At 36.9% G+C, this 23,225-nt stretch carries 22 protein-coding genes and 2 pseudogenes; 11 read left to right on the forward strand and 13 right to left on the reverse strand.

Annotated elements, in window-relative coordinates:
• Positions 1-41 precede the first annotated feature (41 nt).
• Positions 42-1,286 carry a phosphopyruvate hydratase gene (gene eno, locus CVULP_RS08110; RefSeq protein WP_099506858.1) on the reverse strand — a complete coding sequence of 415 codons (1,245 nt, stop codon included), beginning with the start codon at positions 1,284-1,286 and terminating at the stop codon, positions 42-44.
• A complete protein-coding gene (gene recA, locus CVULP_RS08115) occupies positions 1,286-2,314 on the reverse strand; it encodes a recombinase RecA (RefSeq protein ID WP_099460973.1) in 1,029 nt (342 codons plus the stop codon). The genes eno and recA overlap by 1 nt, the downstream gene beginning before the upstream one ends.
• Before the next feature lie 78 nt (positions 2,315-2,392).
• Here recA and CVULP_RS08120 point away from each other — a divergent pair, with 78 nt between their 5' ends.
• From CVULP_RS08120 to CVULP_RS08155, 8 genes are all read left to right on the forward strand, one after another.
• The gene (locus tag CVULP_RS08120; RefSeq protein WP_099506857.1) at positions 2,393-3,250 is read left to right on the forward strand and encodes a menaquinone biosynthesis family protein; all 858 of its coding nucleotides are present in this window, start codon (positions 2,393-2,395) and stop codon (positions 3,248-3,250) included.
• A 9-nt stretch (positions 3,251-3,259) separates the two neighbouring features.
• Entirely contained in the window at positions 3,260-3,529 is a 270-nt protein-coding gene (gene fliQ, locus CVULP_RS08125; RefSeq protein WP_004278001.1) for a flagellar biosynthesis protein FliQ, read from the forward strand.
• Complete coding sequence (locus CVULP_RS08130; RefSeq protein ID WP_099506856.1) at positions 3,526-4,302, forward strand: UDP-N-acetylmuramate dehydrogenase; 777 nt, start codon at positions 3,526-3,528, stop codon at positions 4,300-4,302. The genes fliQ and CVULP_RS08130 overlap by 4 nt, the downstream gene beginning before the upstream one ends.
• Positions 4,303-4,338: 36 nt before the next feature.
• Complete coding sequence (locus CVULP_RS08135; protein WP_099506855.1) at positions 4,339-5,175, forward strand: biotin synthase; 837 nt, start codon at positions 4,339-4,341, stop codon at positions 5,173-5,175.
• The gene (locus tag CVULP_RS08140) at positions 5,156-6,331 is read left to right on the forward strand and encodes a cation:proton antiporter (RefSeq protein ID WP_099460977.1); all 1,176 of its coding nucleotides are present in this window, start codon (positions 5,156-5,158) and stop codon (positions 6,329-6,331) included. The genes CVULP_RS08135 and CVULP_RS08140 overlap by 20 nt, the downstream gene beginning before the upstream one ends.
• 123 nt (positions 6,332-6,454) lie before the next feature.
• Positions 6,455-7,720 carry a citrate synthase gene (locus tag CVULP_RS08145; RefSeq protein WP_099506854.1) on the forward strand — a complete coding sequence of 422 codons (1,266 nt, stop codon included), beginning with the start codon at positions 6,455-6,457 and terminating at the stop codon, positions 7,718-7,720.
• A complete protein-coding gene (locus tag CVULP_RS08150; protein ID WP_099460979.1) occupies positions 7,717-8,481 on the forward strand; it encodes a 3'(2'),5'-bisphosphate nucleotidase CysQ in 765 nt (254 codons plus the stop codon). The genes CVULP_RS08145 and CVULP_RS08150 overlap by 4 nt, the downstream gene beginning before the upstream one ends.
• Positions 8,482-8,517: 36 nt before the next feature.
• A complete protein-coding gene (locus tag CVULP_RS08155; RefSeq protein WP_099506853.1) occupies positions 8,518-9,258 on the forward strand; it encodes a hypothetical protein in 741 nt (246 codons plus the stop codon).
• On the opposite strand, the gene CVULP_RS08160 is transcribed toward CVULP_RS08155, so the two are convergent.
• The 9 genes from CVULP_RS08160 to tolB form a co-directional block, all read right to left on the reverse strand.
• The gene (locus CVULP_RS08160; protein WP_099460981.1) at positions 9,259-9,888 is read right to left on the reverse strand and encodes a hypothetical protein; all 630 of its coding nucleotides are present in this window, start codon (positions 9,886-9,888) and stop codon (positions 9,259-9,261) included.
• 54 nt (positions 9,889-9,942) lie between these two features.
• Positions 9,943-10,461, reverse strand: a complete 519-nt coding sequence (locus tag CVULP_RS08165) for a cysteine hydrolase family protein (RefSeq protein ID WP_099506852.1) — start codon at positions 10,459-10,461, stop codon at positions 9,943-9,945.
• Positions 10,458-11,216, reverse strand: coding sequence for a tRNA 2-thiocytidine biosynthesis TtcA family protein (locus tag CVULP_RS08170; protein WP_099506851.1), 759 nt, complete (start codon positions 11,214-11,216; stop codon positions 10,458-10,460). Before CVULP_RS08170 ends, CVULP_RS08165 begins: the two co-directional genes overlap by 4 nt.
• Entirely contained in the window at positions 11,213-11,899 is a 687-nt protein-coding gene (locus CVULP_RS08175; RefSeq protein WP_099506850.1) for a 5'-methylthioadenosine/adenosylhomocysteine nucleosidase, read from the reverse strand. The genes CVULP_RS08170 and CVULP_RS08175 overlap by 4 nt, the downstream gene beginning before the upstream one ends.
• Positions 11,896-12,819 carry an ACP S-malonyltransferase gene (gene fabD, locus CVULP_RS08180; protein WP_099506849.1) on the reverse strand — a complete coding sequence of 308 codons (924 nt, stop codon included), beginning with the start codon at positions 12,817-12,819 and terminating at the stop codon, positions 11,896-11,898. Before fabD ends, CVULP_RS08175 begins: the two co-directional genes overlap by 4 nt.
• Positions 12,816-13,382 (reverse strand): FKBP-type peptidyl-prolyl cis-trans isomerase, encoded by a 567-nt coding sequence (locus tag CVULP_RS08185; RefSeq protein WP_099506848.1) that lies wholly within the window; start codon positions 13,380-13,382, stop codon positions 12,816-12,818. The genes fabD and CVULP_RS08185 overlap by 4 nt, the downstream gene beginning before the upstream one ends.
• Before the next feature lie 20 nt (positions 13,383-13,402).
• The gene (locus CVULP_RS08190; RefSeq protein WP_099460987.1) at positions 13,403-14,341 is read right to left on the reverse strand and encodes a tetratricopeptide repeat protein; all 939 of its coding nucleotides are present in this window, start codon (positions 14,339-14,341) and stop codon (positions 13,403-13,405) included.
• On the reverse strand, positions 14,341-14,838 hold the full coding sequence (pal, locus tag CVULP_RS08195) for a peptidoglycan-associated lipoprotein Pal (protein WP_099460988.1): 498 nt from the start codon (positions 14,836-14,838) through the stop codon (positions 14,341-14,343). The genes CVULP_RS08190 and pal overlap by 1 nt, the downstream gene beginning before the upstream one ends.
• A 77-nt stretch (positions 14,839-14,915) precedes the next feature.
• Positions 14,916-16,124, reverse strand: a complete 1,209-nt coding sequence (tolB, locus tag CVULP_RS08200) for a Tol-Pal system protein TolB (RefSeq protein ID WP_099506847.1) — start codon at positions 16,122-16,124, stop codon at positions 14,916-14,918.
• Between the two features lie 118 nt (positions 16,125-16,242).
• Here tolB and CVULP_RS08205 point away from each other — a divergent pair.
• The 3 genes and pseudogenes from CVULP_RS08205 (at position 16,243) to CVULP_RS08215 (ending at position 22,082) form a co-directional block, all read left to right on the forward strand.
• A pseudogene (locus CVULP_RS08205) lies at positions 16,243-17,845 on the forward strand (type I restriction-modification system subunit M).
• Positions 17,845-20,874 (forward strand): annotated as a pseudogene (locus CVULP_RS08210) (type I restriction endonuclease subunit R). The pseudogenes CVULP_RS08205 and CVULP_RS08210 overlap by 1 nt, the downstream one beginning before the upstream one ends.
• Entirely contained in the window at positions 20,874-22,082 is a 1,209-nt protein-coding gene (locus CVULP_RS08215) for a restriction endonuclease subunit S (protein WP_099507462.1), read from the forward strand. The pseudogene CVULP_RS08210 and the gene CVULP_RS08215 overlap by 1 nt, the downstream one beginning before the upstream one ends.
• Here the strand turns inward: CVULP_RS08215 and CVULP_RS08220 are convergent.
• The gene (locus CVULP_RS08220) at positions 22,069-22,833 is read right to left on the reverse strand and encodes a TonB C-terminal domain-containing protein (RefSeq protein WP_180753055.1); all 765 of its coding nucleotides are present in this window, start codon (positions 22,831-22,833) and stop codon (positions 22,069-22,071) included. The two genes, CVULP_RS08215 and CVULP_RS08220, sit on opposite strands and share 14 nt — an antisense overlap.
• 2 nt (positions 22,834-22,835) lie before the next feature.
• A complete protein-coding gene (locus CVULP_RS08225) occupies positions 22,836-23,225 on the reverse strand; it encodes an ExbD/TolR family protein (protein WP_099507460.1) in 390 nt (129 codons plus the stop codon).

Genomic DNA, 23,225 nt, shown 5'->3' on the forward strand with positions numbered 1-23,225 from the left:
CTTTTTCTTCGTGCTTTCATCATATTCTTTTAATAAATCGCTCAGAGTCCCTCTCCTAAATACTCATCATTTTCAAGCTCAATCTCAAGCAATCTATTATACTTAGCCGTTCTATCTGCTCTTGCTGGCGCACCTGTTTTAATCTGCCCCGTATTTAAAGCCACTGCAAAATCAGCGATAAAAGCATCTTCACTCTCGCCTGAACGATGCGACATAATGCACTTATAATTATTTCTTTGTGCCAAACGCACGGCTCGCATAGTTTGCGTGAGTGTGCCGATTTGATTAGGCTTAATCAAAATGGCATTTGCCATTTTTTTGACAATGCCCTCTTTTAAAATTTCCTCATTTGTTACAAATAAATCATCGCCCACAAGCTGAATTTTATTTCCCAGCTCTTTTGTAAGTTTAATCCACCCCTCAAAATCATTTTCCGCCAAGCCGTCCTCAATACTACAAATAGGATACTTCGCACAAAGCTCCACATAACGCGCAATGAGTTCCTCACTCGTAAAACTTCTACCCTCTAAATGATACTTGCCGTCCTTATAAAATTCCGTGCTTGCGACATCTAGGGCGATTTTAATTTGCTTTTCATACCCAGCCTTTTTAATGCAAGTCATTAAAAACTCGATAGGCTCTGTATTATTTGCCAAATTTGGTGCAAAGCCCCCCTCATCACCTAAAGCAGTTGGGTGTCCGCCATTTGCCAACTCTTTTTTCAAAACAGCATAAATTTCACAAACCGCCCTTAAGCTCTCTTTAAAACTAACAAAACCATAAGGCATAATCATATATTCTTGAAAATCGACATTATTATTTGCATGTGCTCCGCCATTGATGATATTACACATCGGCACAGGCAAAACGCTTGCATTTGCACCACCTAAATAACGGTAAAGCGGCATACCCAAAGAATTCGCTACCGCTCTTGCATTTGCCATAGAAACACCTAAAGTTGCATTTGCTCCAAGTTTAGAATAATTTTTCGTTCCATCAAGCTCACGCAAAAGCTCATCAAGCTGAGTTTGATTAAAAGCATCAAGTCCCATAATCTCATCAGCTATATTTTCATTGATGTTAGAAACAGCCTTTAAAACGCCCTTTCCGCCAAATCTATCTCCCCCATCTCTAAGTTCCAAAGCCTCCTTAGAACCCGTGCTAGCCCCACTTGGCACTATGGCAGAACCAGAACTTCCATCGCTTAAAATCACTTCCGCTTTAACACTAGGATTCCCCCTGCTATCTAAAACCTCAAAAGCTCTTACATCTTCGATGACTAGCATTATTCTTCCTCCTCTTCGCTATTATCACTCATCACGCCCTCAATTCCCATAGAATTTTGGATTGCCTTTGTGATTTCATCGGCAAGTTCCGGATTTTCCTTTAAGAACGCTTTAGAATTTTCTCTACCTTGACCGAGTTTTTTATCTTTATAAGAAAACCACGCCCCACTTTTATCGACAATGTCAAGCTTAACCCCATAATCAATCAACTCACCCTCACGACTCAAACCCTCTCCATACATGACATCAAATTCTGCCACTCTAAAAGGCGGTGCGACTTTATTTTTCACAACTTTAACCTTTACGCGGTTGCCGATAGGCTCTTCATTTTGTTTTAAAGTTGCCACCTTACGCACATCAAGACGCACAGAAGCATAAAATTTCAAGGCGTTGCCCCCAGTTGTTGTTTCTGGTGTGCCATAGCCCATAGCACCAATTTTCATACGAATTTGATTGATGAAAATGACCGTAGTATTCATTTTATGAACGATACCTGTGAGCTTTCTTAAAGCCTGAGACATTAAGCGTGCTTGAAGTCCAACATGCTGGTCTCCCATATCCCCATCAATCTCCGCTTTTGGTGTGAGTGCCGCCACACTATCTACAACTATCAAATCAATAGCCCCACTCCTAGCAATAGTCTCTACAATCTCCAAAGCTTGCTCACCAAAATCAGGTTGAGAAATATAAAGATTATCTGTATCCACGCCCAAATTTTTAGCATACTTCACATCAAGTGCGTGTTCGGCATCAATAAAAGCACACACGCCTCCAGCCTTTTGACATTCTGCGATGATGTGAAGGGTAAGAGTTGTTTTACCCGAGCTTTCAGGTCCATAAATTTCAATGATTCTTCCCTTTGGCACTCCGCCTATACCCAAAGCTAAATCAAGCCCCACAGAACCCGTGCCTATGCTATCAATTTGCTCAATCTCCTTATCCCCAAGCCTTAAAATCGTCCCTTTTCCAAAGGCTTTATCGAGGCTTTTTAAGGCTGCGTCTAAAGATTTTTTCTTATTATCGTCCATAATTGTCCTTAAAATTTAAAAAATATGGTTAGAATTCTAACCAAATAAAAATAATAATTGAAAATACTAGGAAAAATTATGAAAGAAATTCACATCGCTCACTCTCCTGATGCTGATGATATTTTTATGTATATGGCTATTGAATTTGGCTGGGTAAAAAGCTTTAAATATCATCATCAAGCCCTAGATATTCAAACGCTTAACGACCTCGCTCTTAAAAATGAATTTGACGCTACGGCAATTTCTTTTGCACTTTATCCGCTCATCGCTAAAGAATACGCCCTTTTACGCACGGCGGTGAGTTTTGGAGAGGGCTATGGACCTAAACTCATTAAGAAAAAGGGTAAAATTTTAAAACGCAATTTTAAGGTCGCCCTAAGTGGTGCAAACACGACAAATGCCCTTATTTTCCGCATTAAATACCCAGAGGCAAGAATTATTTATAAAAATTTCTTAGAGATAGAAAAAGCTGTTTTAAATGATGAAGTTGATGCAGGAGTTTTAATCCACGAAAGCATTTTGGATTTTGATAAAAATTTATGCGTAGAAGCAGAAATCTGGGATATTTGGCTAGAACTTGCTAAAGAAAATCTGCCCCTACCACTTGGTGGTATGGCACTTAGACGCTCACTACCCTTAAGCGATGCCATTAAAATAGAAAAAGATTTAACAAAGGCTGTATTTTTAGCTCATCATAATCGCTGTATTTTAGCACCTATGCTTATGGAAAGGGGCTTAATCCGTGTCGATGAAGCTAAACTTGGAATTTATCTTAATCTTTATGCAAATCAAAATTCTATTTCAATGAGCGAAATCCAATTTCAAGCCCTAGATACACTTTTTAAGCTAGGTTATGATTATAAATTTTATGATAAAATCCTAAAGGCAAACGATTATCTTATCCCTAGCGAATATGAAGAAGCTAGGAATTTATAAAGGAAAAGTATGGAAGAAAGCACTCTCGTGGCACTTGGCGTAGCGACTTTTAAGGTAACGCTTTTACTCTCTTTGCCTATGCTTTTAGCGGGACTTATCGCGGGACTTATCATTAGCATCTTTCAAGCAACCACGCAAATTAATGAAATGACGCTTTCTTTCGTGCCTAAAATCATCTTAGTCGTCGTCGTTATCATCTTTTTAATGCCGTGGATGACCTCAACGATGATTGATTTTACCGCAAATATACTCAATCAAATTCCAACTTTTATCAAATGATTATCGACTTTAAAAAATACTCCTCCGTGCGTATAGGACAGGCTTTTGAAGTCGAAGTTTTGGATAGTGTTGGTGAATTTGACGGCTTTATAATCGGCGGAGCAAATAATCTTTTAGTAAGTGATAAGCCTAAGAAAATGGGAATTTTGGGTGAGGAATTTAATTTTATTAAAATTCTTGATAAAAACGCAGATTTTACCACACTTCAAATAGGCTGTGCAACCAAGTCAAGCACGATGTATCAATTTGCCAAAAAGCATAATTTAAAAGGCTTTGAATTCTTAACCAAAATCCCGGGCAAACTTGGGGGACTTTTAAAAATGAATGCGGGGCTTAAAGATTGCAACATTAGCACAAATTTAAGCAAAATTATGACAGCAAAAGGTGAAATAAAACGCGAGGATATAGACTTTGCTTACCGCTTTTGTCCCCTTGAAATGCCTCTTTTTTGGGCAGAATTCAAGCTAAAATATGGCTTTGACAACGAAAAAGACCAGCTTTTAAAACTTGCTAGATCTAATCAACCAAGCGGTGCTAGCTTTGGCTCTATCTTTAAAAATCCTAAAAACGACTTTGCTGGGCGTTTAATCGAAGCAGTGGGACTTAAGGGTTTTAGTAAAAATGACGCAAAATTAAGCGAAAAACACGCAAATTTTCTCATCAATCAAAAAAACGCCTCCTTTGAAGACGCACTTTTTCTCATAGAGCTTGCAAAAAAAAGAGTGCTTGAGGAATTTGGCATTTTGCTTGAAAATGAGGTCATTATCCTTTAAAAAAATTTGTTACAATACGCTCAAAAAGGAGAAATTATGCAAATTATGCTTTGTGCCATTTGTAATATCGCAAGTGGAAATTGCCCTGAGGACTGCAAATACTGCACTCAAAGTGCCTTTGTAAAAACGAATATTCAAAAATATCGCCGCAAAGAAATCTCTCAAATTGTTTATGAGGCTAAAATGGCTAAGAAAAACGAAGCCTTAGGATTTTGTCTTGTTACTGCGGGGCTTGGGCTTGATGATGAAAAATTAGAATATGTTTGCGAGGCAGCCCACGCTGTGAAAAAAGAAGAGCCAAATTTGCTTTTAATCGCCTGTAATGGAAAGGCTAGTGTGGAACAATTAAAGGAGCTTAAAAAAGCTGGAATTTTCTCTTATAATCACAATCTTGAAAGCTCACGCGAATTTTTTCCACAAATTTGCACCACACACACTTGGGAAAGTCGTTTTGAGACCAATTTAAATGCGAAAGAGGCGGGACTTATGCTTTGCTGTGGAGGGATTTATGGTATGGGCGAGAGTGAAGCAGATAGGATAAGCTTTAGAAAGTCTTTAAAGGAGCTTGAGCCTTTTTCAAGTCCTATTAATTTTTTCATCGCTAATGAAAATTTAAATTTGAAAGTGCCAAAATTAAGTGCTGATGAAGCTTTGCAAATCATTAAAGATAGCAAAAAAGTCCTACCAAATTCCGTGATAATGGTCGCTGGAGGGCGTGAAGTCGTGCTTAAAAATAGGCAGTATGAAATTTTTGAAGCGGGGGCTGGGGCTATCGTAGTTGGGGATTATCTTACCACAAAGGGCGAAGAGCCAAGCCGTGATATTATGAAACTAAAAGAAATGGGATTTACTTTTGCATCCGAGTGTCATTAACCCGCAAAATCTCATTGATCTTAAAATTCTCATCATTATCGCTATTTGTTTGCTTTTATCGCCACATATAGCAAAGATACTTCGCCTTAGCCTTTCAGCGACAGAAATTATGCTTGGGGCTTTGATAGCATATTTTGGATTTGTTGGAGAAAGTGAAAATTTTAAGCTTTTAGCAAATATAGGCTTTGCTTACTTAATGTTTATCGCTGGAATGGAAATAAATTTGCATAATTTTTTCAGTATGGATAAAGAAATCGCACAAAAAAGCCTTTTTTATATTCTCTTACTTTATACGCTTTCTTCTTTACTGGTGTGGGCTTTTGGGCTACATTATATTTTCATTTTAATTATTCCCGTGATGAGTGTGGGACTTTTATCTATACTTTATAAAGATTTTGGCAAAGAGTGTTACTGGCTTAATGTCTCTATGCTTGTTGCTACCTTAGCGGAGGTTGTATCTATCGTTCTTTTGACCTTAGTGGGTGCTTTTTTAAACGAAGGCACAAGCGCACTTGATGTTGTCAAAAGTGTGCTTTACCTTAATCTTTTCCTAGCTCTTTGTATTTTGAGTTTTAAATTTCTTAAGGTGCTTTTTTGGTGGTATCCGCAACTTCAAACTCTCTTAATGCCTTGGGAAGATAAAAATGAAAAAGATATAAGATTTTGCGTGGCAATTTTCATCTTTATCGTTGTGGCTATGATGATAACAAAACTTGAAATCGTGCTAGGAGCTTTCATCGCTGGCTCTTTCATCGCGACTTTTTTTAATCACAAAAAAGACTTAGAGCATAAACTCTCAAGCTTTGGCTATGGTTTTTTAATCCCTATTTTTTTCCTTTACATCGGCACAACCTTTAATCTTTCCTTGCTTTTAGATTATAAAATTGTGCTACAAGCATTTTTATTGATGTTTTCAATGATTATTTTAAGAATAGCAAGCGCTCTCATTTTCTATAAAAAAATGGGTTTTAAAAATATGCTTCTTTTTGCTTTAAGCCACTCTATGCCACTAACCCTACTCATTGCTACGGCTACGCTCTCTTATTCGGCTAAACTCATCACGGCAAATCTTTATTCAGCTTTGATTTTAACGGCATTTTTGGAGGCTGTTTTGGTAATAAGTATGATTAAAATTCTTGCAAATTCTCGCAAATAGCTTTAAAAATTTGTTACTTTCTTACTCAAATAAAAATAAATATTTTGTAAATTGTTTTTTAAAAAGCTCTAAATTTTGCTTATTTGTTACAATAATAGATAAATTAAAATGAAAGGATAATTAATGTCAAACACCATAACCCTAACAGATAATAGAAATGGCAAAAGCTACGAATTTCCCATTTACGATGCGACTTTAGGACCTAGCGTTGTCGATATGTCAAGCTTTTATAAGCAAACAGGTATGTTTTGCTATGATGAAGGTTTGACCTCTACTGCAACCTGTAAATCGCAAATTACCTATATAGACGGCGAAAAGGGCATTTTGAAACATCGCGGTTATCCTATTGAATGGCTTGCAGAAAATAAGCTTTTCTTAGATGTCGTGCATCTTCTGCTTTATAAAGAACTCCCAAGTGCCGAAAGATTAGAATCCTTTCGCTACGAGCTTAAAAAACGCTCTTTTATCCACGAGGGTATGCACAAGCTTTTTGACGCTTTTCCAGATAATGCTCACCCTATGGCTGTTTTACAAGGAGCGGTTTCTTCACTTTCAGCCTTTTATCCTGACCATTTGAATATGAATGTCAAAGAAGAATATATGGAAATGGCAGCGCGCATTGTCGCTAAAATTCCTACCATAGTCGCCACAGCTTATCGTTATAAAAATGGCTTTCCTATGGCTTATCCCAATTTAGATAGAGGATTTACCGAAAATTTCTTATATATGCTTCGCACTTATCCTTATGACCATGTAAAATTAAGACCAATTGAAATTAAAGCTTTAGACACGGTGTTTATGCTACACGCCGACCACGAACAAAACGCTTCAACCTCAACGGTTCGTGCGGTTGGCTCAACCCACGCTCACCCTTATGCTTGTATTAGTGCGGGCATTGGTGCGCTTTGGGGACACGCACACGGCGGAGCCAATGAGGGTGTCATTCGTATGCTTGAAATGATAGGCACACCTGATAGGGTTGATGAGTTTATTAAAAAAGCTAAGGATAAGAATGATCCTTTTAGACTTATGGGCTTTGGGCATAGGGTTTATAAGAATTTTGACCCACGCGCTAAAGTGCTTAAAAAGCTTCGAGACCAGCTTATTGATGAGCTTGACATCGATACCAATCTCATTAAAGTCGCTACTAAAATCGAAGAAATCGCCCTGCAAGATGATTATTTTGTGCAAAGAAATCTTTATCCTAATGTGGATTTTCACAGCGGCTTAATCTTAAAAGCATTAGGCATTCCAAATGAAATGTTTGCTACGCTTTTTGTTATCGGCAGAACGCCGGGCTGGATCGCACAATGGATAGAACAAAAAGAACAAGAAAGTCTTAAAATCGTCCGCCCAAGACAGCTTTATTTAGGTGAAGTGGAAAAATGAATTTGGACCATTATTTAAATTTAGCTCTAGATGCTGCAGAACAAGCCTCTAGAGCCATACTAAAAGAAAAAGAAAATCTTAAAATTCTACCCAAAGAAGACGGCACAGCTCTTACTTCGGCTGACCTTGCCTCAAACGAAATTTTAAGCGAAATGCTTGCAAAAGCAGATTTTAAAATCCTTTCTGAAGAAAGAATTCTAAACTATGAAGAAAGACGAAATTTAGAGTATTTTTGGCTCATCGACCCACTCGATGGCACGAAAGGCTTTATAAAAGGACAAGATGAATACTGCATTATGATAAGTTTAATCCATCAAAAACGCCCTATTTTAGCCCTTATCAAAAGTCCCGAAAAAAATGAAGTTTTTTACGCACACAAAGAAAGTAAAGTTTATAAAAATGCAAGTCTTCTTCAAAACGATGAAGCTTTTTTTAAAAAAAATCAATATACCGCACTTTTAAGCATTAATCATCTCTGTAAAGAAGATGAAGAATTTGCCAAAAAACATCAATTAAAAGCCTTAAATATAAGCTCTGGACTTAAATTTGCCGCTCTTTTAGAAGGAAAAGCTGGGATTTATAGACGCAAAGAAAATTTAAATATCTGGGACATCGCTGCTGGAGATTTTTTACTCAATCAAAATGGTGGTTTTATGGGAAAATTTGATAAAACTTTGCTTTCCTACAATGAAAAAGATTTAAGAGCGGATTATTTCATCGCGGTATCAAACAAAGCTTTTTTGCAAGATTTTGGCGATTAATTTGCTATAATTTTGCAAAAATTTCAAAGGAAAACCATGCGTTTATTACTAATTCTTTTCATTTTTACCAATCTTTTACAGGCAGAATTTTCACAAAAACAAATCATCAAAATGGAAAAAGAAGAGAACTTTGAATTAATAGACCTCAATCAAAATATTACAAAACAACACATTGATGAACAAAAAGCCGTTTTTGATAGCTCTACATTAAAACCAAAAAAAGAACTTAGTGTTAGCAGGGATAAGGTGCTTGATTACGGAGTAGTTTTTAGTTTTAATGAAAAATTCCATTATTTTTTAAACAATCACAAAGTCAATGCCAAAGATTTTTCACTTGCTTTTACACAAAAAACTTTACACAATTTAAGGCTTAATTTTCTAAATTCCACAGCAAATGGAATTTATCAAAGTCAAAAAACCTTGCAAAATTTCAGTCCTGAAAATGCAAAATTAGTTAATGTTGCTCCCTTTCTAAGGCACGAAAAGGATAAAAATAAACTTTATGCACAATTTATGGATTATCTCATTGTAATTAATCTTAATGAATTTTACATCGAGCTTACAAATTATTTCATTACACAAAGCACAAGCGCTCACGCAAATATCAATTTTAAGCTTGTTTCAAGTTCCAAAGGCTTGATAAAGTCTAAAAATATCCGCCTCAAACTTGCATTAAAAGACCAAAATACAAGGCAAAATCTTCAATCAATATTAAACGAAATGCCTCAAATGTTAGCTGAAGTTATCAAAAAAGAAACGAAAGATTTAAAACCTTAATCACCCACCGCCAATAAAATATTTCTCCACATCATCGAGCAATTTTTCACATATGCGAGAATCTGTGCTTTTTTCCACAACGAGGTTAATATAAGTTTTTGTATCCCTAAAACTTCCTGCAGATTTAGAATTTTCGCGTGTGAGTTTTTGATTATCTTTTGTGTATTTAATCGTAATATTAAATTTCAAAGCTGCCGAAGCTTCACCCAAATTTGTCTCCACGACAACATTCATCTGTGAAGCCTTACCAAGAGTAGCTTGCATTTTAGAAATAATTTCTCTAAATCTTTGACATTGTCTAATAAGTGTTGAAATAAATTTATTATCAACACCCTCATAAGCAACCTTTAGTTTATTTTTAATATCTTTAGTGCTTTCTTTTTCAGGAGCAACAAAAACCATATAAAAGCCATTTTTAATCGGCACATTATCGCTTTTTGCATCACGCCCGCTTGACATCACTTTCACATAAATAGCATTATCTAAATATACCCTATCAACCATAGGTCCATAAATTTCATACTCTTTCTTACGCACGATAACTTCACGTGCTAAAACATTCAGCTTGACATTAGCTTCTTTGATGATAGGCTCCATTTCTTTTTTGATTTCTAAAAGCTCTTTTAACATCACGCTATCCTTTTAATTAAAATGGGTATTATAACAATTTTTTCTTATAAAAAATTAACTCTCCACAAGCTTCACGCCATAAGCTTTTAAAAGCTCATAAGCGTGATTTTCCAAGCCTTCATCAAAACTTGTTGTGGCATTTTTATGTAGAATTAAAGTAGCATTTGGCTTTGCACAAAAAGCTAAAATAAGATTAAAAAAAACACAAATATGCGACACAAGTCCGCAAAAATGAATTTCTTCATAAGGACTTTTTGCCAAGAAATTTGCAAGTTCTAAACTACCAAAAGTATCTTTGTGAAAGATTTTTTTTGCTTTTGATAAAAATGGGGTAAATTCGTTAGGCATCTCCCAACCTTTCGTGTCTTTAATGCAATGTTCTATCGGTAAATTCTGCCCCTCCCTTGTCTTTAAATAATCCTCTTTATGCGTATCAAAAGTGATAAGTAAATCCCCCTCAAATTCACCTAAAAGCTTTAAAATTTCGTCCTTTAAGCCAAGAGCTTTTTCAAAACCTAAACTTCCGTCAATAAAATCATTTTGATAATCTACCAAAACAAGAGCTTTTTTCATTTACTTCCTTTCTCCCAAAAAGTTTCACTATGCAAATTTGAAAATGCACTTTTAAGACTAGTAAAAAGCTTAGGATGCTTACTCTCAAGCTCTTTTAATAAGACCTTTGCTTCTTCTCTTGCATGAGGAAATTTGACATTTTTTTCGCTTAGTTTCATACCTGGGCAAAATTCATTACCTATCACTTCGAGTGTATTCATTGTAGCATTGTCTCTTAATTGCCTTTCACGCACGAAAATCAAAGGGCGTATGATGGTAATGCCTCTTTTACTTTTATAAATGGGTGCAAGAGTTCTTAAAGCACCATTGTGGATAAAATTCATAAAAAAACTCTCCGCCGCATCGTCTAAATGATGAGCGATTGCAAGTTTATTAAAACCCTTTTGAAGTGCGTAGGTATATAAAGCTCCACGCCTCATACGCGAAAAATAACTGCAAAAACTCGAATTTTCTCTAATCGTATCGCCTGAAATTTCATAAATATTACTTTCAATTACACTATGCTTAATGCCGTGCTCTTCACAATGTGCGTGAAGTTTGGAATAATCCTCCCCCATACCATAACTCAAAGTCGCCGCCTCAAGCTCGAATTTAAAAGGAGCGTGAGCTTGCATACGCTTTAAAAGATGGGCTAAGGCTAGGGAGTCCTTACCTCCGCTAAGTCCCAAAAGCACTTTGTCATTATCTTCTATGAGTTTAAATTTCGCATTCGCCTGAGCGACCTGCCTAATAAGCTTTTTGCTAAGATTTATCATAATTTATCGCACATTTTAAGCACAAAATTCGCAGAAATTTTAGCAGACTTTACTACAAATTCATCAAAGTCAAATTCTGCCTTTTCTCCAGCCTTATCGCTCATTGCTCTTAAAATAAAACAAGGCACTTTCAAAGCATCGCACACTAAAGCTACACTAGCACCCTCCATCTCACAAGCATCGGCATTAAAAATTTCTCTAATCTTTGCCTTTTTTGCCTCATCACAAATAAATTCATCACCTGTTGCAATAATGCCCGCATTAAGCTTGATATTAAGCTCCTTAGCCACTTCAAGTGCAAGAGTATTTAAACACTCATTTGTTTTGATAAAAATTTCATTCCCCGGCACAAAACCTAAAGGATGCCCAAATGCTGTAATGTCCAAATCATACTGCACCAAACTTTCAGCATAAAGCAAATCACCTATTTCTAAATTTGGATTAAAAGCACCAGCCACACCCGTAAAAAGCAAAGTTTGCGCACCATATCGCTCTATCATCACGCTAGCACTTAAAGTGGAATTAACCTTGCCAATTTTAGAATAAGCCAAAATAAGCTCATGTCCCTTATAATTTGCAAAATAATAAGTGTTGTTAGCATATTCTTCGCTTGTATAATCTTTTAAAATTTCAAGTAGGGGTGCAATTTCTTCTTGCATTGCACCAAGTATTGCTATTTTCATTGTATTGCCTTTAAAAATTCATCAATTTCGCCCAAATTTGTAAGAGCGTAAGTTTCTTTTTGAGTGATTTTTTTATTAAGTCCTTTTAAAATACTCGCTCCAAATTCGACAAAATAATTTACCTCATTTTGCGTATTCAAAATGCTTTGTTTATAGAGCACAGGAGATACAAGCTGAGCTTTGAGTAAAGTCAAAGCCTCGCTTTTGTTTTCATAAGGCTTAGCACTAACATTTGAAATCACAGGCAAAAAACTAGGCTTCAAAACGCTTTCTAACTCCCTGCTAAGCTTATTTGACGCCTCATTTAAGAGCGGACAATGACTCGCCACACTCATATTTAAAAGCATCGCCCTTTTAGCACCAGCTTCTTTAAATTTCGCTTCATATTCTAACAAATGTGCTTTTAAACCTGCCACGACAATTTGCCCATCGCAATTATAATTTGCCACAAAAATGCTTTTACCCTCCACTTTTGCCAACTCGCAAAGATTTTGCACCACTTCATCGCTTAAGCCTAAAATCACCATCATACCTGCTTCAATTTTAGCACAATCCTCTTGCATATAAATTCCGCGTCTATGGACCAAAATAATGGCTTCTAAAAAATCAAAAGCTCCATTTACAGCCAAAGCGCTAAATTCACCCAAAGAATGCCCCAAGGTAAAACTATGTCTAAAATCCGGCTTTCTTTCTAATAGAGCAACATAAGCCATTAAGGAAGTTAAAACAATGGCGGGCTGTGTAAATTCACTTTTGTTTAAATCATCATTTTGCGTAAAAAGAAGGCGTTTAAAATCAATCTTGCTATATTCACTCGCTTCATCTAAAAGGGCTTTTGCTTTTGGAGAATTTTCGTAAAAGTCCTTTCCCATACCAAGGCTTTGAGAGCCTTGACCGGGGAATATCAATGCACAACTCATCCGTGGCAACCACAACCGCCACCGCCACCTCCGCAGCAACCGCCTCCGCCGCCGTGATGATGATGTCCGTGTCCGCCACCTCCGCAGCAACCGCCACTTCCAGCTATAATGCCTGTTAAAATTTCATCTTCACTAGCTTCTCTAGCATCGACTATATTAAGAGAAAAAAGCAAATCTCTACCTGCATAAGGATGATTGTAGTCTATCGTTACTTCATTATCATTTATTTCTTTCACACTTACACGCACTGTTTGTCCGTCCTCACCTTCGCCAAAAAGCTCCATACCGATTTTTAAATCAATACCAGCAAATTGCTCTTTAGGTAAGGTTTGCACCGCACTTTCATCATAATCACCTAAAGCTTTATCTTTTTTGATAAGCACATCAGCATTTGAAGGGCATTCAAGCTTCATCACTTCTTCTTCTAAACTATCTAAAATTTGCCCTTTTCCAACTATAAATGCAATAGGCTGGGCGTTAATATTAGACTCTAAAATTTCATTGGTGTTTGCATCTTTTAACTCATAAAACATCGATACTACACTATTTTTTTCTATAGCCATTTCTTCTCCTTTAATTTATTTTATTTACGATTTGGCGAAGCTTTTGCTTCTGGAGTGTTGGGATAATTTGTTTTTAAAGCCTTGTAAAAGCCATTAGCACTTTTTGTATCACCCACTTTATCTAAAGAAATAGCTGTATGGTACAATAATTTAGGAAAATAATCTCCCTTAGTGCTTATGCTTGAACTTTTTTTATAATAAACAATAGCATTATTATAATTTTGCTGCTTATACTCTATCTCTCCAAGCCAAAAATTCGCCCTTGCAGGCTTATAATGTTTTTCTATAAGATAATTAAATTTTTCCCTAGAATTTTCAAAAAGATTTTCATTTAAATCTTTAATTGCTAATTTCAAAATTTCATTATGCTTTTCTTTTTTCCAACTATCATCAGCTTTAACTTCTTGTGTTTGTGAAGTTGCTGCGACACTAGCATTTTCTTCGCTAGTAAGATTGCTATCGTTTCTCGTTGTGTTAAAAGTCATTTTTGTGCGATTTGTATCATTAAAGTCATTTTTAGAAACATAATTGTTATTGATAGAATCAACTAAAGAGCTAAGCTCTGTTAAAATTTTCTTAACCTGCTTGTGATTTGCATCTTGTATCTTTCTACTTTCCTCAACATAAGCTTTAAGACTTTTAAGTTCTAAGCTAAGATTATTTTCTACACTTTCGCCATTTGTCTCAAGTTGAGTTAAGCGTGAATTTGACTTAGCATACTGAGAATTAATGCCCTCAAGCATACTTTGCAAGCCTTCTAATCTCTCATTTGTTTCATTAATTTTAGCATTAAGGGAAGAATATTCATTGCCTAATGTATCAAGCTTGTCTTTAAATAATTTTTCATTTGAAGTTAGTCCATAGGCTGAATTGCTCGTTAAATTTCCTGCACCAAAAGCAGAAGTCTCCGCATAAAGAAAGGTAGCTCCAAAGAGAGCTACTAAGGTAATTTTTTTCATTATCTTGCTAATTTAAACTCTGCACGGCGGTTTTGTGCATCGCAAGTTTTAGTTTTTTCTGTGCAAACAGGGTTAGTTTCTCCATAGCTTTTTACAGAAATTCTATCAGAATTCACACCTTGAGAGATAAGCGCATCTTTAACAGCTTTAGCTCTTTTAAGTCCCAAAGCTTGATTATACTCATCAGTTCCCCACTCATCGCAGTTTCCTTCAACAGTAATGCTTGTGCCACTTACTTCAGTATTGAAGATATTTGCATTTGTGCTAACGACAGATTGCATATCGCTTCTAATATTGAATTTATCAAAGTCAAAATAAACTTTACCTAAAGTATCGTTAAGTTGAGAGATTTTTGAATCAATGTCCCAACCATCACTACCACCTGAGCCACGAGAACCATCAACATCTGTGCCACCACTTACGCTAGTACTTTTAGTACTACAACCACTAATCGCAATCGCAAGAGCTGCAATTGAAGTAAAAAGAATTTTCTTCATTTAAGACCTTTCAAAGTTTGTTAAATTCTAGGAATTATAGCCAAAAAATTATTAATTTTAACCAAAAAATAAAAAATTTACCAATCAATCGACTGAATTTTACCTACTTTTAACGGAAAATAAAAAGTTTTATTTGCATTGACACGAATCACACCTAAAGCACTTTGATTTCCCAAATGCTTGATAAAAACGATACTTCCACCATCACTAGAAAAACGCGGAAATAAATTTTTGCCATTTGCACTAAGCTGTCTAATATAATCACTCTTAATAGACATTAAATAAATATTAAAGACACCTGCTTGTTTAGGTTCGCGGCTTGAATAGACTAAAAAATCTTTATAAGTTGAAACCGCGGAATTATTTCTTCCGTGAAAAACGGCTTGTTCGGCTGAAGTGCTACCTAAATTTTGTATGAAAATGTTAGGATAACCTAATCTATCCGAAACGAAAACAACTTTTGACTCATCTTCGCCTATGAAATTTGCATTGACATCAATGCCTGAATAATTTGTAAGTTTGCTTAAATTCTTACTATTTAAATCATACAAATACACATCGGGCTGATCCTGCGGTGCCATAGTTACTAAGATTTTATCGCCTTTTTTATTCACATCACTAGCGACTACCATACCACCACTTGAGAGAATTTTACTTGCCTTATTGCTCGTTAAATCAAAGCGAAAAAGGGTAGGTTTATCGTGGTCATAAGCGGTATAGTAAAACATCGTTTGTTCTTCATTTGCCCATTTAGGAAACAAATTTAAGCCTCCATCGACTATTACCCTTTGATAAGTGAGCGTATAATCTGCCATAATGATTTGACTGCGTTTTGACGAATTTGTCCTAGCGATAAGAATTTTATGGTCCATCCACTCCACAGGTGCCAAGCCCAAAAATTGCACAGAATCCTTAACGCCCTTATGTGCTAAAAAGGGATACTGCTCGACCTTGTTTAGAGTGTAGTCTTGATTAGATTTTTCTGCTCCGCCTGCTTTAATTTTGATATTAAGATTTAATTTTTCACCATTTTTTGTAAGAGCATATTCAAAGGTATAATTAGAATTTTCACTTCCCTCATCAACCACTTCAAAATTTGAACTAACTTTAAGGTCATTGACTATCATATTATAAAAACTACGCTTTAAATTTGCATCGCTTAAATTTGAATTATCCTTAACAATAATTTTTGGTAAAACAACGCCCTTATTAACGACATCAATGACAGGATCCTCCGCCCATACCACACTAAAAATAGCTAAAAAAACTAGTAAAATTTTTCTCATTTTTTCTCCTTAAATTCATCAGCGAATTTTAGCAAAAACAAAAAGCTTAATGTTAATCGAAATTTAATAAACTTCCATAATAATCATTAAATAAATCAAGCAAATTTAAGGAAAAACAATGCTACCAACGCCACAAATAAGAGACACACAAAGAAACGCCCTACACTCTACCATTTGGAAAGTTGCTAATGACTTACGCGGAAGTGTTGATGGCTGGGATTTTAAAATGTATGTGCTAGGTATGCTTTTTTATCGCTTTATTAGCGAGAATCTAGCCGCCCATATTAATGCTAAGCAGGGCATAGACTCGCATACGGGGGGGGGGGGGGGAACCCAACGCTTATGAAAATTTAAGCGATGAAGAGATAGATAAATACCCAAAGAACAAAGAAGGCATTATCGAAGAAAAGGGCTTTTTCATCTACCCAAGCCAACTTTTTTGCAATGTCCTAAAATTCCACGCCCAAGACACCACCAACCTCAATCAAACCCTAAGCAACGCCTTTGCCAAAATCGAAGAATCCACCAAAGACACGAAAAGCGAGAGCGATTTCAAGGGGCTTTTTAACGACATTGATGTCAATTCTAGTAAAAATTTAGGAGAAACCCTCCTAAAACGTAATGAAAAACTTTATAAAGTAATGCAAGCCATAGGACAGCTTGATTTACACTACAATAATAACACCATCGATGCCTTTGGCGATGCGTATGAATACCTTATGCGTATGTATGCAAGTAGCGCAGGTAAAAGTGGTGGCGAGTTTTTCACTCCGCAAGAAGTGAGCCGCCTGCTAGCAAGGCTTGTCAGCTATGGTAAGAAAAGTGTCAATAAAGTCTATGACCCAGCTTGTGGAAGTGGGTCGCTGCTTTTGCAATTTGCCAAGGTGCTAGGCAGTGCAAATGTCAAGCAAGGATTTTTCGGGCAGGAGATTAACCCGACTAGTTATAATCTCTGCCGTATCAATATGCTTTTGCACGATGTAGGCTTTGAGAATTTTGACATTGCTCTAAGTGATACGCTTTTAGAACCAAAGCATAAAGATGATGAACCCTTTGATGCGATTGTATCAAATCCCCCATACTCTACCAAATGGATAGGCGATGATGACCCTAAGCTTATCAATGACCCACGATTCGCCCCTGCTGGTGTGCTAGCTCCTAAGAATTATGCGGATTTAGCTTTCACTATGCATATGCTCTCTTGGCTCTCTCCTAGCGGCACTTGTGCTATCGTTGAGTTCCCGGGTGTGCTTTACCGCGGAGGCAAGGAGAAGCAAATCCGCAAATATTTGATAGACAATAACTTCATCGATACTATTATACAACTCCCAGATAATCTCTTTTTCGGCACAAATATTGCCACTTCTATCATCGTGCTAAAGAAAAACAAGCCTAATATGCACACCCTTTTTATCGATGCAAGTGAGCAATTTACCAAAGTTACAAAGAAAAATATCCTAGAGCCAAGCCACATTGACACCATAGTAAATGCCTACGCTAAACGCGAAGATGTAGAGTATTTTTCCCGCTTAGTAAGTGTAGAAGAAATTCGAGATAGCGACTATAATCTAAGCGTCTCCACCTACATCACACCAAAGGACACAAGAGAGCTTATAGACATCACCGCTCTTAATGCACAAATCGCCCAAATCGTAGAAAAACAAGCCACCCTAAGAGTGCAGATAAACTCTATCATCAAAGAACTAGAGGAAACTAACTAATGAAAAGCTTAAAGTTACTTTTAGAGCATAATACTAGCTCCACCATAGCCGTAGAATTTACCCCAAGCAAAAGGATAGATTCTAGCTATCAAAGTGAAGCCACACTAGAAAAAGAGTTCGTCAAAACGCTCCAAGCTCAAGGCTATGAATACGCACAAATCACCGATGAAAAAACCTTAGAATCTAACCTTCGCACCAAGCTAGAAGAGCTAAACTCCACCACTCTAAGCGATACAGAGTGGTGGAGATTTTTCAAGCAAGTGTTAGCTAGGGTAAATGCTTCTATCGTAGAAAAAAGTCAGCTTATCCAAGAGGACTATGTCCAACCGCTAGAGAGAGATGACGGTAGCATTATCAACTTTAAGCTAATCGACAAAGCCGACATACATAAAAACTCCCTACAAGTTATCAATCAGTTTCAAGCTACCACAGAAACACGCTCTCACCGCTATGATGTAACTATTTTGGTAAATGGACTACCTTTAGTGCATATCGAGCTAAAGCGAAGAGGCGTAAGCCTTAAAGAAGCCTTTAGGCAAATCAACCGCTACGGACGAGAGAGCTTTTTTAGCGGAAGTGGGCTTTTTGAATTTGTGCAGATTTTTGTCATTAGTAACGGCACACAAAGCAAGTATTATTCAAACACTACGCGTGATTTTCACATCAAAACACAAAATGGCATAAAAACAAGCAAAACCTCTAATAGCTTTGAATTTACAAGCCATTTTAGTGATGAGAAAAACACCATTATAAACGACCTTATAGACTTTGCGAAAAACTTTTTTGCTAGGCATACGCTTTTAAATATCCTTTGTCATTACTGCGTGCTTGATGTAGATAAAAAGCTTTTAGTCCTGCGACCTTATCAAATCGCAGCGTGTGAAAAAATCCTCCAAAAAATAGCCGCAAGCTACCACAACAAATTCTACGAAAAAGCAAACGAGCAAAAAAGCGGCGGCTATATTTGGCACACCACAGGCAGCGGCAAAACTCTAACCAGCTTTAAAACCGCCCAGCTAGTAAGCAAAATCCCAGAAATCACTAAAGTGCTTTTTGTCGTGGATAGAAAAGATTTAGACTATCAAACAATGAGAGAATACGATAGATTCCAAAAGGGCGCAGCCACCGGGAGTAAAAACACCAAAGAGCTACAAGCTAGACTACACAGCAAAGACAAAGAGCATAAAATCATCATTACCACCATTCAAAAGCTCTCCCGCTTCATCACTCAAACTAAAAATAGTGAAATTTTTGATAAGCATATTGTGATGATTTTTGATGAGTGTCATAGAAGTCAATTTGGACAAATGCAAAAAGACATTTCTAAAGCATTTAAAAAACTCTATCTTTTCGGCTTTACAGGGACTCCCATTTTCACGCAAAATGCACAAGATGAAATTCAAACCACCCAACGAGTCTTTGGAGAGTGCCTACATCGCTACACGATAATACACGCCATACGAGATAATAATGTCCTGCCCTTTCGCGTGAGCTACCACACCACAACCAAGCTAAAAGATGAAAGCAAAAACAAGCATATAGAAACAGAAGAAATTCTACTAGCTAAAGAGCGTATCACGCACATCACTAGCTACATTTTAGAGCATTTTTCCACCCAGACCAAACGCAGCTCCACCTACACCCTAAATGGCAAGGGACTTAATGGCTTTAATGCTATCTTTGCTACCCAGTCTATCCCTATGGCTATGCGTTATTATGAAGAGTTTCAAGCTCAACAAACTAGCCTAGAGCAATCCAAGCGTTTAAAAGTAGGCATTATTTACAGCTATGCTCCAAACGATGAGCAAGAGGAGGAAAACAGCGAGGACACAGCCTCCTTGCCTAAATCTCAGCGAGATTTTTTAGACGCTGCGATAAATGACTATAATGCAATGTTTAAGTGTAAATTTGACAGCTCCGCAGATAACTTCCACAACTACTACAAAGATTTTTCCCTAAAGCTTAAAAACAGGGAACTAGACTTAGCTATTGTAGTTAATATGTTTCTAACAGGCTTTGATGCCACCACGCTAAACACTCTCTATGTCGATAAGTCCTTACGCTATCACGGGCTTTTACAAGCTTACTCACGCACTAACAGAATCTTAAATTCCGTTAAAAGCTTTGGTAACATCATAGCCTTTAGAGACTTGCAAAAGCCCACCGATGACGCTCTAGCACTCTTTAGCGATGAGAATGCCAAGGGGATAGTCTTTCTAAGAAGTTTAGAAGAGTATCTACACGGCTACACCGATGACAAAGGTGAAAAGCACAAAGGCTACAACGAGCTTCTACAAACCTTGCACACACGCTTCCCTCTAAACAACTTCCTAGAATCCACCCTAAAGCAGAGCGACAAAAAAGACTTCCTAGCCCTTTTTGGAGAGATTTTAAAGCTCCGCAATATCCTTGAAGTCTTTGATGACTTTAGCGACTCACTCAGTGAGCGAGACCGCCAAGACTACCAGAGCTACTACATCGACACCTATGAGAGCCTACGCACCAAAGACCAAACGCAGAAGCAAAGCGTGCTTGATGAAGTGGAGTTTGAAGTAGAGCTTTTGAAGCAAGTAGAAATAAGTATCGAGTATATCCTAGAGCTTATCGCCAAATACCACAAGCACAAAGATAAGTAGAGCTATGAGCATATAGTAAAGCTGCTAGATTCTAGCCTAAGCCTACGGAGCAAAAAGGAGCTTCTACTGCGCTTCATAGAGTCCCTAAACCCGCAAAGCGATGTTGCTAAAGACTTTAGCATCTACATCAATGCGCGTAAAGATGAAAGCCTAAGCTCTATCATCACCGAGCTGGATCTAAAGCCTGAGAAGACTAGGGCATTTATGCGCGATGCCTTTGAGAGAGGGGAGCTAAGAAACTATGGGCAAGCATTTGGCGAAATTTTGCCCCCTAGCCCACTCTTTGGCAAGGGTGCAGAGCAGACGCATAAAGTCCGCAAGCAAGCCCTAGAAAAGCTACAAACATTTTTCGAGCTTTTTAAGGGACTAGATATGAGCAACAAGGAGCAATGATGAAACCCCTAAATGATAACACCCACCCCCTAGAATCCTTACTGCAACAGCACTGCCCAAATGGTGTGGAGTTTAAAGAGCTTGGGGAGTTATGGGAAAAAGCACCAAAATCAAAAATAGGAGCAAATCAAGCAAAAAACCTTTCTAAAAATAATGGGAACATTTGCTTTACAAGTGGGGATACACACTATTTTGTAGATGATTATTTGGTCAATGGTGAATATTTGTTTTTGAATGATGGAGGCACAGCAGATATAAAATACCACAATGGCAAAGCGTATTATACAGATCATATTTTTGCTTTTACAAGTCAAAAAATTTGCTTAAAATTTTTATACTATTTTTTAAAAACACAACAAGATTATATAAATAAATTTTGTTTTCAAGGAACAGGATTAAAGAATTTACAAAAAAACAAATTAGCACAAATCCCTATCCCCATTCCACCCATAGCAATCCAGCAAAAAATCGTAGAGATTTTAGACGCCTTTACAGAATTACACGCAGAATTACACGCAGAATTACACGCGCGCCGCAAGCAGTATGAATATTATAGAAATAAGCTTTTAAGCTTTGAAGAGCTAGAGAAACGCGCAAATGCGATTGGGGGGGGGCTTAAGCTTGTAACCTTAGGCGAGATAGGAACTTTCACGCGTGGCAATGGCTTGACAAAAGCCGATTTTGTAGAAGTTGGCGTGCCTTGTATCCATTATGGGCAAATCCACACGCATTACCATAATTACACGCATAGCACAACAAGCTTTGTCAGTGCAGAAAAAGCAAAGAAGTTGAAAAAAGCCAAATATGGAGATTTAGTCATAGCTGGGGTAAGCGAGGATAAAGATTGTGTTTGTAAAGCAGTCGTGTATCTAGGAAAGCAAGAAGCGTGTGTTGGCGGTGATACTTTCATATTCTCACACTCACAAAATCCAAAATTTATAGGCTATATGTTTCAAACCGAAAATTTTAATACATTTAAACACAAATACGCACAAGGTGCGAAAGTTTTAAGAGTGCATAATAAGCAATTAGAAAAATTCCAAATCCCCCTACCGCCTTTGAAAGTGCAAAATGACATTGTAGAAATTTTAGACAAATTTGACACACTAACAAATGATTTAACAAATGGAATCCCCGCCGAGATAGAAGCAAGACAAAAGCAGTATGAATATTATAGAGAGCGACTATTAAGCTTTAAAAAGGCGTAACGCCCTCATCTTTTAAATTCATCGTTATGGCTACGCCCTTATTTTTAGGAGGATAGGCGATAAATTTACCTTTTTGACTTTCTAAAAATTCCAAAACCTTAGCGTCAAAAACGCTATCATAGCTCTTTTCTACCGAGGTATAGCCGAATTTCCCCTCGCTATCGATGAAAATTTTCACCTTAACACCTATATTTTTAGGATTGGGGTAGTATTGACTCCAACGCTGTTTAATCACCCTTTCAACCTTACCTAAAAACTCATCATAAATCCCCATTTTTTGTGCCTGTGTGCTTTGTCCGTTTGCAGTGCTTTCTTCTGGGATAAGATTATCATTTAATTGCTTTAATAGCTCGGCGACACTTTGGGAATTTGCACCTTGTCCTGATTTTTTGGAAGATTGAATTTGCGTGCTTTTTTCTTCTTGTATTTCTTTGACATTGCCAAAAAGGGCGTTAAAATCGGTAGCTTTTTGATTAACATTTTGCGTTTTGATCATTTTATTAGTCGTTTTTGCGAAAAGGTCATTGACATCAACGGGGCTTGTTTGAGGCTTAGGAGTGGGCTTAGGGCTTGAAATTTGCGTAGAGGCTTCACTCAAATCGACATTAATAAAACTATCTTTTATATCCGTATAACTTAAAATGGGCTCTTGTATCGTTACTAGCTTAAAAAAAACAAAGCCCACAACGATGACATAAATTCCACAAGCAAGACAAAAGGAAGTAAGATTACTCAAGCCATAATTTTTCATCGTCATTCAGTTTGTAAAGCGACCTTGTTAAAGCCTAAATTTTTCACACTTCTTAAAACGAAAATCACATCATCATATTTTAAACTCTTATCCGCTCTTATAAAAACAGGCTCTTCGGTGTTAAATTGTGCCTTTTTTTGCGCGAGATTATCCGCGAAAGAAACGAAGTCAAATTTTTCTTGATTGATGAAAATTTCTTTTTTAGCATTAACACTTACAATAAGACTTTTTAGGGTTGGCGAACTCGCACTTTTTTGTGAGCCTTGAGGGAGATTAACCTTTTCTTCATAAGTAATGCTAGGAGCAGTAACCATCAAAATGGCTAATAAAACAAGCATAATATCTACTAGGGGAGTAATATTTAACTCAGGCTTTTCATCATCAAATGGCAT

The organism is Campylobacter vulpis (assembly GCF_014217995.1).
Taxonomy (GTDB): Bacteria; Campylobacterota; Campylobacteria; order Campylobacterales; family Campylobacteraceae; genus Campylobacter_D; species Campylobacter_D vulpis.